Here is a 16,386-nt window from a genome sequence, read left to right as displayed (position 1 = left end):
GGTTGTCACGAGAGGCCGCCAGCAAACAGGTGGAGCTCTCTTATCAGCCGTGGCGTTTGGCAAAGCCATCCATAAAGCCAACCAAGGCCTTCACCCCCTCCAGCGGCATGGCGTTGTAGATGCTGGCGCGCATACCGCCGACAATGCGGTGTCCTTTGAGGGCCAGCAGGCCGGCCGCTTCCGATTCTGCCAGGAACTGCTTGTCCAGCTCGGCATTTTTCAGCTGGAACGGGATGTTCATCCGCGAACGGCAGCTGACATCCACCTGATTGCCGTAGAAGCTCGACTGATCGAGATAGTCATAGAGGAAGTCGGCCTTCTCCTTGTTGCGCGCTTCCATCGCCTCGAGGCCACCCTGTTCTTTCAGCCACTCGAACACCAGACCGGCCAGATACCAGGCGTAGGTGGGCGGCGTGTTGAACATGGAGTCGTTCTTGGCGGTGAGCTGATAGTCAAAAATCGAGGGGACATCGGCTCTGGCCTGATCCAGCAAGTCATCGCGCACGATGGCGATGGCAAGCCCGGACGGCCCGATATTTTTCTGGGCACCAGCATAGATGATGCCAAAGCGGCTCACATCGAGAGGACGGGAGAGAATGGTGGAGGAGAGATCCGCCACCAGCGGCACCTCGCCAGTGGCCGGGATGTCAAACATCTCGATGCCGTCAATGGTTTCGTTCGGGCAGTAGTGAACATAAGCCGCATCGGCGCGAAACGCCGGGGTCGGCAACAGGTGGGAGATCCCCTGCTCGTTCTTGGCAACCCCCTGGAAGGTCTGGATATCGCCATACTTTTTGGCTTCATCCACCGCGCTCTGGGACCAGACACCGGTCAGCAGGAAGTCCGCCTTCTTGTTGGCCCCGCCCAGCAGGTTCATGGGCACGGCGGAGAACTGACCGCGGCCGCCACCGTGCATGAAGAGCACCTTGTAGTTGTCCGGCACCACCAGCAGCTCGCGCAGATCAGCTTCGGCCTTCTCGGCAACCGCCATGTAGGGCTTGCCGCGATGGGAAAGCTCCATGACCGAGGCTCCCAGCCCCTGAAAATTACAAAATTCGCGCTGGGCGCGCTCCATGACTTCAACCGGCAGCATGGCGGGGCCGGCGCAGAAGTTGTAAATCTGTTTGCTCATGACGCTTTCCGTGAGTGGATGAGAGTAATCGATGACTTGTCAGGTTTTACACAAGAGCAGCCAGCGGATCAAAGGCTTTTTGGGAGCTGGCTCAACCTTTTACCGTCACTCTGCGTCCCCCTTGCAGTAGAAAAAGCCCTGAACGGGTCAGGGCTTGCAGGGAACATGCACAGAAATGGCGGGCAGAGCGCATAAACGACCACAGCTCAGCCATTTCTGACAAATTTACAGTTTGGCGGTGAGCTCCGGCAGCAGAGTGAAGAGATCCCCCACCAGCCCGTAGTCAGCCACCTGAAAGATGGGGGCTTCACTGTCCTTGTTGATGGCCACGATCACCTTCGACTCCTTCATCCCCGCCAGATGCTGAATGGCCCCCGAAATGCCGACCGCGATATAGAGCTCGGGCGCCACCACCTTGCCGGTCTGCCCCACTTGCAGATCGTTGGCGACATATCCCGCATCAACGGCGGCCCGCGATGCGCCCACCGCCCCACCCAGCTTGTCGGCCAGCGCCTCAATCAGAGCAAACTGCGTCTTGGAGCCCAGCGCCCGACCACCGGAGACTACCACCCGAGCGGCGGTCAGTTCGGGCCTGCTGGAGCGCACCGCGCGGCGCTCGACCAGCCGGGTACGACCAGCGAATTCGGGCACGGCCAAGTGCTCGATGGGAGCCTGCCCGCCTGTCGCTGCCTTGGCAAACGCGGTGGCCCGCACTGTCATAACCTTGACGGGTGCCGAGCTTGCCACTCTGGCGATGGCATTGCCTGCATAGATGGGGCGCAGGAAGGTGTCGCTACTCTCGATAGCCGTCACCTCGGAGAGCATCTCCACCCCGAGCCGGGCCGCTACTTGTGGCAGCAACGCCTTGCCCATGGTACTCGCCGCCATCAGGCAGTGACTGTAACCTTCGCACCAGCTGGCCAGCAGCTTGTCGACCCCATCCAGCAGCCCGTCGGCCAAGCGGGGATGTTCGGCAAGCAACACCTTGTCGACACCGCCAATGGCAGCCGCCTGTTCACCTGCCTCGGTCAGCCCCTGACCCAGCAACAGCAGGTCAACCTGACCGCCGATGGCTCCGGCGGCGGTGACCAGTTGTGCCACGTTGTCGGCCAGATGGCCCTGATGATGTTCGGCAATGATCAGCACGCTCATGGCAGCACCTTCGCTTCGTGTTTGAGTTTGTCCACCAGCTCGTCCACCGAGCCCACCTTGATCCCTGCGCTGCGGGCTGGCGGCGCCATCACCCCGAGCAAACGGGTCTGGTTGGCCACCTCAACGGCGAGTGTCGAGAAGGGGGCGCTATCAAGCGGCTTGCGCTTGGCCTTCATGATGTTGGGCAGCGAAGCAAAGCGCGGTTCATTCAAACGCAGATCGGCGCTTACCACCGCAGGCAACGGCATGCCAAGGGTCTCGAGGCCACCGTCGATTTCGCGAGTCACCAGCAGTTCCCCAGCTTCCACCTTGAGGGCTGACGCGCAGGTCGCCAGTGGCCACTCATTGAGGGCAGCCAGCATCTGGGCCACCTGATTGTTGTCTGAATCGATGGACTGCTTGCCGAGCAGCACCAGATCCGGCTGCTCCTGCTCACACACCTTGTGCAAGGCGCGGGCGACAGTCAGCGGGGTGAGCGTCTCATCGGTGACACTCTCACCGGTTATATAGTGCAGCGCCCGATCCGCCCCCAGCGCCAGCCCATGGCGCAGTTGCTCGGCGGCAGCGTCAGGGCCGAAAGTCACCACCACCAGCTCGCTGGCGACCCCGGCTTCGCGCAGCCTGGCCCCCTCCTCCACTGCAATTTCACAAAAGGGGTTGATCCCCATCTTCACATTGGCGAGCTCCACGTCGGAGCCGTCTCCCTTCACCCGGATCTTGACGTTGTAGTCGACTACCCGTTTGATCGCGACTAGCAGCTTCATGGGGTCATGCCTCGTCTCTTTGGATTGAATTCATTAGTGTGCCTCTGCGTTTGTTGCAGTACGCTCTTCCCTGATTTTTTGCTTTTTCTTGCTTAGTTTTGCTTACAACCTCTTTACGTTTACGTAAACTACCAGCATTACCCTAGGCCAACCAGAGCGCAGAGGCAAGATGGAACGGGAAGCAATGGAATTTGATGTCGTCATCGTCGGCGGCGGTCCGGCGGGGCTCAGTGCAGCCATCGCCCTGAAACAGCAGGATGCCACTCTCTCTGTCTGTCTGCTGGAGAAAGGGGCGGAAATTGGTGCCCATCTGCTCTCCGGCGCCCTGTTTGATCCCGTCGCCTTGCAAGAGCTGCTGCCGGATTGCTGGCAGCAAGCGCCGCTCGGCGTGCCGGTCAGCGACGATCAGGTTCATCTGCTGCAAAGCGAGCAACGCTCCCTGCAACTCCCCGCCTGGGCGGTGCCACCCCGGATGCACAATCAGGGCTGTCACATCGTCAGCCTCGGCAATCTCTGCCGCTGGCTTGGCCAACAGGCGGAAAAACTGGGAGTCGAAATATACCCGGGATTTACCGCCAGCGAACTTATCATGGAAGCGGGCCGGGTCAAGGGGGTGATCACCGGCGATCTGGGGCTGGATCGGGCGGGCAATCCGAAAGCAGATCATGTGCCCGGCATGGCGCTGCTCGGCCGCTACACCCTCTTTGCCGAAGGGGCCCGCGGCCATCTCGGCAAGCAGCTGATCGCCACATTCAATCTGGCAAGCCCTGCCCAGCCCCAGCACTATGCCATCGGCTTCAAGGAGCTGTGGCAACTGCCAGCAGGTCAAGGCAAAGCAGGACAGGTGCTGCACGGCAGTGGCTGGCCCCTCGGCAAGCAGGGGGGCGGCAATAGCCACGGCGGTTTCTACCTCTATCACATGGAGGGGGATCAGGTGGCAGTCGGGCTGATTGTCGATCTCAACTACCAGAATCCTTGGCTCAGCCCGTTCGACGAATTCCAGCGCCTCAAGCATCACCCGCTTATCGCCGGCGTGTTGCAAGGGGGTGAACGCATCAGTTACGGCGCTCGCGCCATCACCAAGGGGGGCTGGCACGCCCTGCCCCGCATGCACTTCCCGGGCGGCCTGCTGATCGGCTGCGATGCCGGCACCCTCGACTTTTCCCGCATCAAAGGGATCCACACCGCCATGAAATCGGGGATGCTGGCGGCAAAAACCGTCGCGATGGCTCTACGGGGGGGCGATGAGGGAGGCCGGGATCTGGCCCAGTATGGTGACGAGCTGCACCAGAGCTGGCTGGCCCGCGAACTCAAGGCGGCACGCAACTTCGGCGCGGCACTTCATCGCTATGGTCCCTGGTTGGGCGGCGCCTTCAACTGGCTGGAGCAGCGGCTGTTTGACGCAAACTCGCCCTTCAGGCTGCTCGATAAGGCTCACGACTACCGTCAGCTGCGCGTGGCCAGCCGCTGCGAGCCCATCCATTATCCCAAACCCGATGGCAAGCTGAGCTTTGACAAACTCTCGTCTGTGTATCTGGCCAACACCAGTCACGACGAGGATCAGCCTTGCCACCTCAAGCTGCAGGACGAGCGCATTCCGGTCGAGGTCAATCTGCCCACCTGGGCCGAACCCGCCCAACGCTACTGCCCGGCAGGGGTGTTTGAAGTACTGGAAATGGAAGGCGCGGCCAAACTGCAGATCAACGCAGCCAACTGTATTCACTGCAAGACCTGTGACATTAAAGATCCCAGTCAAAACATTATCTGGACGCCGCCACAGGGGGGCTCCGGGCCCAATTATCCGAATATGTGATGGAACGGCGATGCCAAGATGCGGTGACATCAAAGATGCTCAGCCCCAAAACATCGTCTGGACACCGCCACAGGGAGACTCCGGGCCCAATTATCCGAATATGTGATGGAACGGCGATGCCAAGATGCGGTGACATCAAAGATACTCAGTACCAAAACATCGTCTGGACACCACCACAGGGGGGCTCCGGGCCCAATTATCCGAATATGTGATGAAGCGGGGCAACGGCAACAAGCAGCCCCAGCTAGCCCTCCTCCAGCCAAAGGCTGGGTTCTACCCCGCATAGCCGCTCAGGTGATCCGACCTCGCTGTTTTTTTGAACAAACAAGCTGAATCCCTGATGAATAGCCCCTGACAAGCGCGGCCCGCCCCTGTATAGTTCGCCGCATTCAGGTTTTCCATCGGCCCGATCTGCTTATCCACGGGATCGCCTTCTGCAGCGATCTAAGGCCGCATGACCTGTGCAACCATCCCTGATTACCCATGACTTTTTAAGGGGGGACAGATGATCACCGCCTACATTCTCAACAACAAGGTGCTGGATATAGTCACGCTCGGGCCTGACGACATAGTACCTGACAACACGGTCTGGCTGGATGCCTACAAGCCGGACACGGCAGAGCGAGAATGGTTGACGGGCCTGTTCCTGGAAGAGGTCCCCGACAAGGAAGAGCTCGACGACATCGAAGCATCCGCCCGTTTCTACTGGGATACCGATGGTCTGCACATTCACTCCCTGTTTCCCCAGCGGATCGGTCGTGACACCAAAGGTGTCCACGTCTCCTTTACCCTGCGCAACAACCTGCTGATCAGCATTCGTGAAGATGACATCGGGCTGGTGCGCCTGCTGCGTCACTATATGCGCCAGGATCGGCTGGAGGTGGAGGATGCCCTCGACATCCTGCTGGAGGTGCAGAACCTCAAGGTGGAGTACCTCTCCGACCTTATCGAAGATGGTTACAAGACCTTGGAAAACACAGCCGATCAGATCTTCGAGCCGGATCAGATCAACCCCATGCTGAAAGAGTTGATGGCACAGGAAGAGGCCAACGGCCAGATCCGTCTCTCTCTGCACGATACCCGCCGCGCCCTGCGTTTCCTCAAACGCAGCCTGCGCCAGCGCATGAGCCTTGAGCAGAACAAGTGGATCGACGAGATGCTGCATGACGTGGAGTCTCTCTTGCCCCACACCCAGTTCCTGTTCGACAAGATCAACTTCCAGCTGGAGGCCTCCATGGGGGTGACCAATCTGGAGCAGAACAAGGTGATCAAGATCTTCTCGGTAGCCGCCGTGATCTTCTTGCCGCCGACCCTGATCGCCAGTATCTACGGCATGAACTTCGGCCGCATGCCGGAGCTCGCCTGGGAGTATGGTTATCCCATGTCACTGGTGCTGATGGTGATGTCATCGCTCGGCACCGGCCTCTTCTTCAAGCGCAAAGGCTGGCTGTAACGCCGCCGACGCGCGCTGCGATATCTGAAGAAACGGATTGGGGGGCATGGCCCCCCGATTAATTTGCGCCATGCCCAACGCCTTGCAAAGGGCGCTTCGTCGCCCCATATCCCCTCCATCACTCAATTCAAGTGGATAACGGGCAACCATGACCCTCTACCCCGAACACCGATATGACGATCACGGCCAGTTGCGCCCGCCCCTCTGGTTCTGGCCCATCGCCCTGTTGCTGACCCGCTCGGTCTGGCTCTTTTTGATGGCAGGGGTCACCCGCGAGAGCGGCAGCGAGATCCTGACCCTCTTCTATCCGGACAAGATCACCCTCTACATCAGCCTGCTGACCGACGTGCCCGCCATGCTGGCGTTGCTCGCCTGCGGCGGCACCTATCAGCAGACCCAGAGCATTCGCGCCAGACTTCGACGCCACAGCCCGCTGCTGCTGCTCTGCTCTGCCGTCAGCGGTCTGCTGATGCAGTTGCACAGCCTCAATCTGCAGAAGTGGTCATTCAGCTGGCCCACCGCACTGGTGCTGGTCGCCAGCCTCTGGGCGCTCTGGTATCTGCTGCGCAGTCGCCAGCTACGGGAATATGCCGCAGATCAGCCCCACTGACGGGGCTGACACCTATTGACGAGTGACCCGGATCTGCAGGGTCTGGCGCTCGCTCTGGCTGCCTCGCCCGCCCTGTAGCTGGGTGCCGAGGCTGCTTCCCTGATCCGCTGAGCTGGTCGAGAGCTCCCCCACCGTCAGCCACTGGCCCGGGGCCCCGCTCACCTCGGTGGCACTCTGCCCACGATTGATGGTGCCCTGATCCAGCCTCGCCTGTTCGCTGCTCAGCGCAATCTGCACCCGATCGCCAATCAAGGTGGCCGTGGCATAGAGGCCGTTCACCAGCGGCATCATCCCCACCACGGCGCCCCCGTTCCACTGATAGAAGGTGACCGGCTGATAGGAGCCCATCTGCAGCAGCACGGGACGACCCGACAGCCCGCGCACCTGCCAGCTGTCGTTCTGGCTGCGCTGGTACTGCCGGGCGTTGCCATCGACCAGCCACTGCCGCTTGGCCTCGTCGCGACTGATTGAGCCCCCCAGTTGCTGACCGCTGGCGGCACCATCGACCCGCCACTCGATAAGCAGGCTTTGCGGTGGCTGGTTGACCTGCGCCAGCGTGGCTTCGGCCTCCTGCAGCTGGGCTGGCGTCCCGCTCAGCACCAGCTGATTCCCCATGGCACTCACCCCAAGCTGGGGATAGATCTCCTTGAGGGTCTGCACCGCCGCCTGCGCCTCGAAGACCGGGATCACTTTCACCTCAGCCCACAGCGACGGGCTCCACAGTCCCATCATGCAGCCAAGCCACAGCAGCGCCCTGCGGCCAACCTTGCCCATCCGAACCATTACGCTCTCCTCGTTCTCTGTGCTCTTCTCACACTCTGTTCTCTTCTCTCTGCTTAAGGCGTAGACCTACGCCTGCAGCCAACAGCTCAGCCCTATTCCGCTCACCCGTCGATGATGAACCCGGCGGTTGCCAAAAAACAATCGGGAATGCAGCAACTCCGTGATTTCCCACGGTATGAGGCTCTCATTCCACGCCCGTTATCGCGTAAGATAGCGCCATCATAGTTGCCCAAGCGGAATCCATCATGTTGAAACAGCTGTTGTTACTCCCCCTCGCCCTGCTGCTGGGGGCCTGCTCCCTGACCCAGTACAACGTCAGCGAGGCCGAAATCAACCAGTACCTCAAAGATCAGGTCTCTTTTGAAAAACAGCTGGGGATCCCCGGCATCATGTCGAGCAAGATCCGTCTGGATGAGATGCAGAGCCGTATCGGCCGCAAACAAGCAGATCGCATCGAGCTGGACGCCGCTGGCGACCTGCAGGTGAGCAGCCCCCTTGGCAGCCAGCAGATGAAGATCCGCTTTGCCCTGAGCGCCCGCCCGGACTATGTGGCCGATCAGGGCGCCATCTATCTACGCGACCTTGAACTGGTCTCGGTCAAGACCGAGCCGGCCGATATCGGGGCTGCCCTCACCCCGCTGCTGCCCACCTTCAATCAGTCGCTCTCCCTGTTCTTGTCGCAGACCCCGGTCTATCGCCTCGACAGCAGCCGCAAGAACGAAGCCAGGATCAAGGAGAAGGTCGAAGCCCTCAAGGTAGAGCCGGGTCGTCTGGTCATCCCGTTCAAGCTGCTCTGACCCCCGCCGCACCGGCACTTTCAGCGCAATAAACAGATAACCGTCCTCTTCGACAGCGCACGTCTGCTTTAACGTGCTACCGATCAGGGCGGTTTTTTACTTCTCAAGTCACCATCAACACAGCATAATGCAGACCATTCTCATTTAGATTCGTCATGAGAAGCGTCAATAATAAAACCAATGGTGAGAAGGGACATGAGAAAAACCGTACTGGTTCAGGCGATTGCCTGCGCACTGATCAGCGGCGCCGCACACGCTGCCGTCAAAGTCGAAGACAAGACATTCAATACCGCCGCCAACATGCTGGCCTATACCGAATTCGAGCTCTCCGGTGAGCCGCTGGCCGAAGCGCTGGGGCTGGATCTGGATGTGCTGGATGCCAACCGTGCCGATGAGCCGACCCCGTTCGACTTCGCTGCCGGCATCGAATCCTACGAATACTCCGAAGAGGCGATGTACGCCCTCAACTACCAATCCGGCATGGGCCCGCATCTGGTAAACGGGCCGCAAAACCTGGCTCGTGGTGGCACCATGGCCTCTCTGGGGCAACGGGTGCTGGTCATGGCCGATGCCGTTGGCTTCCCGGCGGATGAAGTGCCGCAGGGCATGTATCCCCTCTCCCTGCCCTACGCCTCCGCCAATCCTGAGTTTGCCCAGGCAGTGAATACCACTCCGGTCAATGGTGACCAGATCACCATCAAGACCGCCAAAGGGACCGAGAAAACCGTCAAGACCCAGGTGCCCGCCTACTTCCGCGACTACAGCACCCTGCGCTGGAGCGGCAGCGACAACCTGCTGGTGCCCGCAGCGGTGGGCGGCATCCTGCTCAAAGAGGTGATGTGGTCGCAAGACTTCCTCGGCGGCATGCACGTGGCCGAGACCGATGAAGAGGTAGAAGCCGCCTCCGCCACCATGGATCAGGATGGCAAGCACAAGCTGGGCGTCTCTGCCGCCGATGGTTTCAACGGCATGATGCTGACCGAGCAATCCATCGACAAGCTGGCCATCATGCAGAACCAGCTTGGCTTCGATGGCAAGCAACTGGGCGCCAAAATCACCCCGCAGTACGATCCGGCCAAGGGCGTGATTTACTTCCCCCATCAGGTGAAAGTGACCGAAACCAGCAACAACGATGCCGGTGCCATCGGCAAGCTGGAGGTGGTGGATGGCTCCGCCCAGCTGCGCGATGCCTGGATGATGCTGTGGCCGCTCTCCGAGTTCTATGCCTTCAGCGATCAGCGCAGCGCCAACACCAACCAGAACCCGGCCTTCCACGCCGTATTTGACGGCGCGCCGTTTGCCGCCGCACCGGCTGCCAACAAGACTAATGACCTGGGCAAAGCGGCCGCAGGCAGCGATGCCTTCTCGCTGGCGATCAATCTCTCCAACCTCACCTTCAAGAACCTGGCAGCCCTGCACTTTGATACCAAGGCTGGTACCCTGGTCGACAGCTGGCAGGCAGGCAAACAGGGCAAGCACGTCACCACCTTTGACGCCGCTTACGCACTGGTCGCCCTGCAGATCTTCCAGCGCGCTCAGGATGCGCTGCCGGTCGGTTACGCCGCCGGTGACAATGGCGAGCTGAACCTCAAGACCAAGCAGGGTCAGCAAGCGCTTGAGCTTATCCGCAAGCAGGCCGATTTCATCCTTGCCAACCTCAAGGGCAAAAATGATCTGGTGCATGACGGCATCACGCTAGGTGGCAAGCTCGATGCCGGCCACTCCATCGATGCACAGTTCGCCGCCATCCGTGGTCTGACTGCCGCGTTCCTCGCCACCTCCGATGCCAAGTACCGCACTGCCGCCCGCGAGCTGTTCATCGCCACCGACAAGGCCTACTTCAATGCCAAGGCGGGCACCTGGCTGGCGGGTAAACAGGGTGAATACACCCCCTGGACCCAGGCTGCCATCTCCGGCGCCCTGCGCTCTGCCATGCTGAACCTGCGCAACGAAGGGGCCGAGAAGGCGCCCGAGCTGGAGCTGGCCAAGCTGACCGGTCAGTACGTCAGCTGGTTCCGTGGCACCGTCAACGGTGGCATGCAGATGGCCGAGTGGATTGGTGACTCCGGCGAGAACATCATCGAAGGTGCCGGCAGCGACACCGATGAAGATGGCGTACCGCAAGTGACCTCTGCCGGTGGCAAGCACGGCACCGCCATGGTGATGGCTGCTAAAGCAGTGGTTAGCGAGTAATCCTCGCCATTCACCAGCATGAAAAAGGGAGCCAGATTGGCTCCCTTTGCATTACAGCGTCTGACACAGTTTCAAGGGCCTTCCTCAAACCAGCTTGTCCAGCATCTCCTTGGTCACCAGCACAATCCCCTGCTCGGAGCGGTAGAAGCGGCGGCTATCCTCATCGGCATTCTCGCCCACCACCAGCCCATCGGGCAGCACACATCCCTTGTCCACCACCACCCGGCGCAGACGGCAACCGGCACCAATCTCTACCCCGGGGAAGATGATGGCCTGATCCAGGGTGCAGAAGGAGTGCACCCGCACATTGGTAAAGAGCACCGAGTTGAGCACAAATGACCCACTGACGATGGTACCGCCCGAGAACATGGAGTTGATGGTCATGCCATGCTGACCGTTGCGGTCCTGCACAAACTTGGCCGGTGGCGTCAGGGTCTGGCTGGTCCAGATGGGCCAGTTCTGATCGTAGATGTCGAGCTCGGGCAGCACGGAGGCGAGATCCATGTTCGCTTCCCAGAAGGAGTCCAGCGTACCTACATCACGCCAGTAGGGCTTTTGCCCCTCACGCGCCCCGACACAGGACATGTTGAAGGGGTGAGCAAATGCCATCCCCTCCTCCACGATGCGGGGGATCACGTCCATCCCGAAGTCGTGTTTGGAGTCCTGATTGTGAATATCCTCCTCCAGCAGTTGGTAGAGGTACTCCGCCTCGAAGATATAGATCCCCATGGAGGCCAGCGAGCGATCTTCGCAACCCGGCATGGCGGGCGGATTGGCCGGTTTTTCGACGAAGGCGCGGATCTTGCGCTGCTCGTCGATATCCATGATCCCGAAGGCGGATGCCTCGGCCCGCGGCACCTCGATACAAGCCACAGTCACCTTGGCGCCAAGGCGCACATGGTCGAGCAGCATGGCAGCGTAATCCATCTTGTAGATGTGATCCCCCGCCAGCACCACTAGGTATTTGGGGCCGTAGTCACGGATGATATCGACGTTCTGATAGATGGCATCGGCGGTGCCGCGATACCAATGCACCTCGTCCACCCGTTGCTGGGCAGGGAGCAGGTCGATGAATTCGTTCATCTGGTAACGCAGGAAGGACCAGCCCGATTGCAGGTGACGCAGCAGGCTGTGAGATTTGTATTGGGTGACTACACCAACGCGGCGGATCCCCGAGTTGATACAGTTGGAGAGCACAAAATCAATGATCCGGAATTTGCCACCGAAATGGACGGCAGGCTTGGCGCGGTTGTCAGTCAACTGCTTCAGGCGACTACCACGTCCACCCGCCAGCACCAGTGCCATACTCTGGTTCAATAATTGTCGTGCTTTGGCACTATTTTCGGGCTCTAACAACATGATTTACCTCTGCCTTGTTTGATCTATTTTCAACTCATCTTCGCCTGTTTCGACACCTGTGAAAGTGGTTTCACTCACATTTAACCGATCTCAATTGACCCTTTTCACCGAGTTGCGAGGAATAGCATGCTTTGCTCCGCCAGCTTGGTTAAAATTCCCCCACAAAGCAGCCACTTCAAGGATGACAAGATGGTTCACAAGCTCGGACGTACCCTCTTTCTGATCGCCACCATAGTGACCATACCCCTGCTGCTCCTGCAAGCAGTTTGGTTGGCCCTTCAGAGCACACCGCTCACTTTGACCATTATTCTGGCCACCACACTGCTTGGCATGATCCTGTTGTTGATGCTGGCCATCCGCACCATGGATGGCATGCTCCAGCATCAGGAGCTCACCTGGATCAAGGCGATCAGAGGGCGGGATCCCTCACAACTCGATGAGCCCGCCTCCCAGGAGGTGCTGCAACAGCTGCTGGAGCAGTTCGAAAGTGCCGAGCAGAGCGCTCATCGCCAGCTGACCGAGCTCAGCAATCTGGCCACCACCGACGAGCTGACCCAGCTACTCAACCGCCACGCGTTTCGCCGCGACATGACCGAGTTGCTGCAGCGGGATCAGGACACCCAGACCGCGACCCTGGTGCTGATCCGTGCCACCGAGCTTGGCAAGATCAACGCCCAGCGCGGCTTCCAGTCTGGTGATGCCTACATCAAGGATATGGCGGCCCTTATCAAGCGGGTGGTGAGCCGCTTCCCGGGCAATCAGGTCTACCGCATTTCGGGGGCTGATTTCGCCGTGCTGGTGCAACCGGTGGCCAATATTCCTCCCCATCTGCTGGGGCAGGATTTGAAGGTGGCCTTCGATCACTATCAGGATCAGCACGAGCTGGAGAGCACCGGTTACTCGGGGCTGACCAAGCTCAGCAGCGGCCAGAAGATCGAAGCTGTGCTGGCCAGAGCGGATCTGGCGCTGGCTCGCGCCCAGACTGAAACCATCAACGGCTGGGCCATCCAGCAGGATGACAGCGCCTCCGAGCTACAGGGGCAACACCACTGGCGCGACGTGCTGACCGAAGTGCTGGCGCAGGAGCGCCTCAGCTTTACCTACCAGCCGATCCAGCCCCTACACCGCAGCATGCTGGCCTACAACGAGCTCTACACCCGCTTCAGCGGCAATGACGGCACCGCCCTGCCCACCGACACCCTGTTTGCCATGGCCCAGCGGCTGGATATGGTGATGCGGCTGGAGCAGTTGGTCATTACCCACATCATGCGTCAGTACCGGGCCTTTGGTGCCAACCAGAGTCGCTGGGGGATCAACCTCTCCCCCAACCTGCTGCAAAACAGCGCCTTCCTGATCTGGCTTGACCGCCAACTGCTCAAAGATCCCAATACCAGCGCCAATCTGGTGTTCGAACTGGATGAAGAGCATCTGGAGCGCAACCTGACCGGCGCCAAGCGGGTGTTTGAACTGCTGCGCCGCAACGGCAGCCGCTCGGCCATCGCCAATTTCGGCAAAGGGATCGGCTCCTTTACCCTGTTTCGCGAGCTCAAGCCCGACTACATCAAGCTCGATCCTGCCCTGATCACCGGACTGGAGCAGGATCAGACCAACCAGCAGTTCGTGCGGATGATCGTCGATGTATCACATCGGATGGGGTGTCAGGTGATTGCAGAGGGGGTGGAACAGCTTGGCCAGAAACAGCTGCTGCAGGGGATGTACGTGGATGGCTTGCAGGGCTATCTGATCGCCCGGCCGCAACCGCTGCGACCGGATATCAGCCAGCTGGGGCTCTTTACTGAGGATGCTTCAGCTTCAAAAGGGTCAGAATGATGTCATTGAGCTGGCGATAGCGCTCCAGCTCTTTCTGATCGTAGCGGGTCGCCAGGGTGGTGGGGTTGTGGCGATTTTTGAGGTAACGGTTGATTTGCAGGCGATTGAACCCAGCCACCTGATAGACCTGGCCAAGCAGGGTATTGAGTTCATCGTGCTCCAGACCGGCTCTGGCCAGATAGTCCCCATCGGCGGGACTCTCGGTCTGGTGACTCCACTTGCCAATGCGACCGCTCTCTTGCAGATAGCTGAGCCACTGCTCGATATAGAGCGGTTTGCACCCCGCCAACAGGTTGAAAAAGCCCACCGCATCGCAACGACAACCGCTCAAGAGCACGACCGCCAGCTGATCATCATCGCACTGGAAGGTCACTGGCCCGACTTGCGCCCAATCCAGCGCCTGCACCCGAATGCTGGCCTTCTCACCCGCAGCTCCCGTTACGTCGAATACAAACATGGCGCTCCTCCCTTGGCAAAAGGTTGATGATGGACCATCCCCCTGACAGGTGCAAAGGCAAATCGGCTTTTAACTCATCAATCGGGCCATTCGACCATAAAAAAGACCGGCACCCTCACGGGTGCCGGTCTTTGTCCCGATGGCCTGTGCGTTCAGGCCATCAATGGAGGCGCTTTCAGGCGTCCAGTTCAACCAGAGCCTTGGCCAGCTCGATAGGTTCGAGCTCCTGACCTTCCAGATCGGCGTTCCAGTTCGGACCGACCAGCACATCATCTTCATCCAGATCGTTGATCCAGATATCGAGAAACTCTTCCAGATCGATCACTTCCGGCTCGTAATCGGCCCACTCGTCAACACAGTGCAGACGGGCGTCCTCTTCGGCAGACCAGAGCGGCATCACGTCGGCATCTTCAAATTCGGCGGAGCGGCAGACGACCCAGTCTTCCCCATAGCGCAGACCCCACACCTGACCCGACTCGCGGACTTGTTCGATAAACAGTTGGAAATTGGCGTCAAGGTTGTCGTTAAGCATGCTCATGGGATTCTCTCTTTCTTTCGGGTGCTGCGGCATTGTCGGGCGACAATACGATGGCCAAATGGTGTCGCAAAAGTGACATGGACTCAAGCATATTGGGATTATTCCGGGAAAAAAGCCGGGATAACCCCCATTTGCCTGCAAAAACGCCTCCCGATGGAGGCGTCTTGCAGATTCAGGAGATCAACGCTCCCAGTAAACCTCTTCCAGGCTGTCCTCTTTCTCCGGCAAACCGCGGGAGAGACGGGGGCTGCTCTGGGCCAACACCTCGTAGCTGACGCGGTTGGCGTATTTGCACACCTGGGCCAGTGAGGAGTAGGTCAGGAACTCGGAGATGTGCTTGGCGGAGTTGGGCACATTCATCCGGTGATAGGAGTTAGCCACCATGTCGTGCAGCACGGCGGAAAGGGCGCCATCCCCTGCCCCGTTGGTGTTCTTGATCTTCTCCGGGCCACCCATGTACGGGGAGATGTGGGAGTAGATACGGGCCGGTTTGCGGCACTTGGCACGGGCCATCGGGCGGCTGAACTCATACATGTTGAACTCGGGGATAACGCCGGGCAGCAGGGTATGAGTGGTCTCGCGCTTGTAGTCCTCATCGGTGTAGCTCGCCATGTAGAGGCCGATGGGGCCAGCAGTACAGAGCACCATGTCGGCCCAGTCGAGCGCCTTGTCGGCCGCACCGAGCGGATCAGCGATACCGGTCAGGGCTTCACCTTCGTCTTCGTTCATCGCCAGCACGGTCACGTTTTCGGCAATGAAGTCGCGCCACCACTGGGGGTTTTCGTCGATAACGAAACGGGTGCCCAGGGTCAGCACCACGGGAATACCGGCCTCGCGGGCATAACGCACCGCAGTCATGGCCGCCTCTTTCATCGGGTCACCATCGTCACCACGCACCAGATAGGCGGTGATCACCAGGGCAGACGCCCCTTTGATCACATCCTCCGGAATGTGCTGCACATCCAGCTGGTTCATCTTGCCGGCGTTGATGCCGAAGCTGCGCTCGCCGCACTCGGTGATGAAGGTGAAGCAACGGCCGATGGGGCCATCAACCGGCTGCAGATAGTCCAGATTGACGCGGGAAGAGGTGTTGCACAGATAACGGTAGGCGTAGCAGCCGATGCGAATATCCTGACTCATCACACCCAGCAGGATGGAGTGGGAATCGGCCAGTACCGAGTAGTTGTGTACCGTGTTGCCAATGGTGCCACCGGCAAACTCGCTCACTACCATGTTGTTGGCCTTGAGCTCGTCATAAATCCGTTCGGCCACGTCGTCATTGATAACGACGGAGTGCCCCTTGCTCAGACCATAACGGGTCAGAAAGTCTTCATCCACATGGGCTTCGATATCAACCAGGGTCTGATCAATCCCGACGACGTAGGCTTTGCCCAGCTCGGTTAACAGGGGATTTTGCGGAACCAGGGGATCGCGTCTGTCGACAGGGAAGTAGTGTTTGGACTTGCGCTGACCGGGAAATTTCATGGCAATGTTCTGTGCTCTGG

At 59.6% G+C, this 16,386-nt stretch carries 14 protein-coding genes; 6 read left to right on the top strand and 8 right to left on the bottom strand.

From position 1 onward, the window contains the following. Positions 1 to 43: 43 nt before the first annotated feature. The 3 genes from serC to AB5Y90_RS07980 form a co-directional block, all read right to left on the bottom strand. Positions 44 to 1,132, bottom strand: a complete 1,089-nt coding sequence (serC, locus tag AB5Y90_RS07990; RefSeq protein WP_307895046.1) for a 3-phosphoserine/phosphohydroxythreonine transaminase — start codon at positions 1,130 to 1,132, stop codon at positions 44 to 46. Positions 1,133 to 1,357: 225 nt separating this feature from the next. Continuing rightward, the gene (locus AB5Y90_RS07985) at positions 1,358 to 2,284 is read right to left on the bottom strand and encodes an electron transfer flavoprotein subunit alpha/FixB family protein (protein ID WP_307895047.1); all 927 of its coding nucleotides are present in this window, start codon (positions 2,282 to 2,284) and stop codon (positions 1,358 to 1,360) included. After that, complete coding sequence (locus AB5Y90_RS07980; RefSeq protein ID WP_368166774.1) at positions 2,281 to 3,048, bottom strand: electron transfer flavoprotein subunit beta/FixA family protein; 768 nt, start codon at positions 3,046 to 3,048, stop codon at positions 2,281 to 2,283. Before AB5Y90_RS07980 ends, AB5Y90_RS07985 begins: the two co-directional genes overlap by 4 nt. Before the next feature lie 169 nt (positions 3,049 to 3,217). Between AB5Y90_RS07980 and AB5Y90_RS07975 the strand changes: the two genes are divergently transcribed. The 3 genes from AB5Y90_RS07975 (at position 3,218) to AB5Y90_RS07965 (ending at position 6,924) form a co-directional block, all read left to right on the top strand. After that, on the top strand, positions 3,218 to 4,861 hold the full coding sequence (locus tag AB5Y90_RS07975) for an electron transfer flavoprotein-ubiquinone oxidoreductase (protein WP_307895048.1): 1,644 nt from the start codon (positions 3,218 to 3,220) through the stop codon (positions 4,859 to 4,861). Between the two features lie 505 nt (positions 4,862 to 5,366). Continuing rightward, positions 5,367 to 6,314 (top strand): magnesium/cobalt transporter CorA, encoded by a 948-nt coding sequence (corA, locus tag AB5Y90_RS07970; protein ID WP_005337059.1) that lies wholly within the window; start codon positions 5,367 to 5,369, stop codon positions 6,312 to 6,314. Between the two features lie 148 nt (positions 6,315 to 6,462). Then, the gene (locus tag AB5Y90_RS07965) at positions 6,463 to 6,924 is read left to right on the top strand and encodes a DUF2919 domain-containing protein (protein WP_042023947.1); all 462 of its coding nucleotides are present in this window, start codon (positions 6,463 to 6,465) and stop codon (positions 6,922 to 6,924) included. Between the two features lie 12 nt (positions 6,925 to 6,936). On the opposite strand, the gene AB5Y90_RS07960 is transcribed toward AB5Y90_RS07965, so the two are convergent. Beyond that, positions 6,937 to 7,707, bottom strand: coding sequence for a hypothetical protein (locus AB5Y90_RS07960; protein ID WP_042080398.1), 771 nt, complete (start codon positions 7,705 to 7,707; stop codon positions 6,937 to 6,939). A gap of 245 nt (positions 7,708 to 7,952) precedes the next feature. Here AB5Y90_RS07960 and AB5Y90_RS07955 point away from each other — a divergent pair, with 245 nt between their 5' ends. Beyond that, positions 7,953 to 8,504 (top strand): lipoprotein, encoded by a 552-nt coding sequence (locus AB5Y90_RS07955; protein ID WP_005337065.1) that lies wholly within the window; start codon positions 7,953 to 7,955, stop codon positions 8,502 to 8,504. A 195-nt stretch (positions 8,505 to 8,699) separates the two neighbouring features. Further along, complete coding sequence (locus tag AB5Y90_RS07950; RefSeq protein WP_307895049.1) at positions 8,700 to 10,697, top strand: hypothetical protein; 1,998 nt, start codon at positions 8,700 to 8,702, stop codon at positions 10,695 to 10,697. A gap of 84 nt (positions 10,698 to 10,781) precedes the next feature. Here AB5Y90_RS07950 and glgC read toward each other — a convergent pair whose 3' ends face one another. Continuing rightward, positions 10,782 to 12,056: a glucose-1-phosphate adenylyltransferase gene (gene glgC / locus AB5Y90_RS07945; RefSeq protein ID WP_005337070.1), complete on the bottom strand. Its 1,275-nt coding sequence runs from the start codon at positions 12,054 to 12,056 to the stop codon at positions 10,782 to 10,784. Positions 12,057 to 12,245: 189 nt separating this feature from the next. On the opposite strand from glgC, the gene AB5Y90_RS07940 reads away from it, so the two are divergent. Continuing rightward, on the top strand, positions 12,246 to 13,886 hold the full coding sequence (locus AB5Y90_RS07940) for an EAL domain-containing protein (protein ID WP_368166773.1): 1,641 nt from the start codon (positions 12,246 to 12,248) through the stop codon (positions 13,884 to 13,886). On the opposite strand, the gene AB5Y90_RS07935 is transcribed toward AB5Y90_RS07940, so the two are convergent. The 3 genes from AB5Y90_RS07935 to AB5Y90_RS07925 form a co-directional block, all read right to left on the bottom strand. Beyond that, complete coding sequence (locus AB5Y90_RS07935; protein ID WP_043825189.1) at positions 13,849 to 14,343, bottom strand: hypothetical protein; 495 nt, start codon at positions 14,341 to 14,343, stop codon at positions 13,849 to 13,851. The two genes, AB5Y90_RS07940 and AB5Y90_RS07935, sit on opposite strands and share 38 nt — an antisense overlap. Positions 14,344 to 14,518: 175 nt before the next feature. Further along, entirely contained in the window at positions 14,519 to 14,881 is a 363-nt protein-coding gene (locus AB5Y90_RS07930; RefSeq protein ID WP_005337077.1) for a DUF2750 domain-containing protein, read from the bottom strand. 180 nt (positions 14,882 to 15,061) lie between these two features. Next, positions 15,062 to 16,366: an inosine/guanosine kinase gene (locus AB5Y90_RS07925; protein WP_005337079.1), complete on the bottom strand. Its 1,305-nt coding sequence runs from the start codon at positions 16,364 to 16,366 to the stop codon at positions 15,062 to 15,064. Between the last annotated feature and the right edge of the window lie 20 nt (positions 16,367 to 16,386).

Origin of the sequence: Aeromonas sp. R4-1, from assembly GCF_040908325.1 — a bacterium.
Classification (GTDB): domain Bacteria; phylum Pseudomonadota; class Gammaproteobacteria; order Enterobacterales; family Aeromonadaceae; genus Aeromonas; species Aeromonas veronii.
This window is presented reverse-complemented; position numbering and strand designations above follow the sequence as displayed.

What these genes read in the sequence shown, in the direction of transcription:
- glgC (WP_005337070.1), bottom strand. Translation starts at nt 12,056, where the DNA reads ATGTTGTTAGAGCCCGAAAATAGTGCCAAAGCACGACAATTATTGAAC.
- AB5Y90_RS07955 (WP_005337065.1), top strand. Translation starts at nt 7,953, where the DNA reads ATGTTGAAACAGCTGTTGTTACTCCCCCTCGCCCTGCTGCTGGGGGCC.
- AB5Y90_RS07985 (WP_307895047.1), bottom strand. Translation starts at nt 2,284, where the DNA reads ATGAGCGTGCTGATCATTGCCGAACATCATCAGGGCCATCTGGCCGAC.
- AB5Y90_RS07960 (WP_042080398.1), bottom strand. Translation starts at nt 7,707, where the DNA reads ATGGTTCGGATGGGCAAGGTTGGCCGCAGGGCGCTGCTGTGGCTTGGC.
- corA (WP_005337059.1), top strand. Translation starts at nt 5,367, where the DNA reads ATGATCACCGCCTACATTCTCAACAACAAGGTGCTGGATATAGTCACG.
- AB5Y90_RS07935 (WP_043825189.1), bottom strand. Translation starts at nt 14,343, where the DNA reads ATGTTTGTATTCGACGTAACGGGAGCTGCGGGTGAGAAGGCCAGCATT.
- AB5Y90_RS07965 (WP_042023947.1), top strand. Translation starts at nt 6,463, where the DNA reads ATGACCCTCTACCCCGAACACCGATATGACGATCACGGCCAGTTGCGC.
- AB5Y90_RS07940 (WP_368166773.1), top strand. Translation starts at nt 12,246, where the DNA reads ATGGTTCACAAGCTCGGACGTACCCTCTTTCTGATCGCCACCATAGTG.
- AB5Y90_RS07975 (WP_307895048.1), top strand. Translation starts at nt 3,218, where the DNA reads ATGGAACGGGAAGCAATGGAATTTGATGTCGTCATCGTCGGCGGCGGT.
- AB5Y90_RS07980 (WP_368166774.1), bottom strand. Translation starts at nt 3,048, where the DNA reads ATGAAGCTGCTAGTCGCGATCAAACGGGTAGTCGACTACAACGTCAAG.
- serC (WP_307895046.1), bottom strand. Translation starts at nt 1,132, where the DNA reads ATGAGCAAACAGATTTACAACTTCTGCGCCGGCCCCGCCATGCTGCCG.
- AB5Y90_RS07950 (WP_307895049.1), top strand. Translation starts at nt 8,700, where the DNA reads ATGAGAAAAACCGTACTGGTTCAGGCGATTGCCTGCGCACTGATCAGC.
- AB5Y90_RS07930 (WP_005337077.1), bottom strand. Translation starts at nt 14,881, where the DNA reads ATGAGCATGCTTAACGACAACCTTGACGCCAATTTCCAACTGTTTATC.
- AB5Y90_RS07925 (WP_005337079.1), bottom strand. Translation starts at nt 16,366, where the DNA reads ATGAAATTTCCCGGTCAGCGCAAGTCCAAACACTACTTCCCTGTCGAC.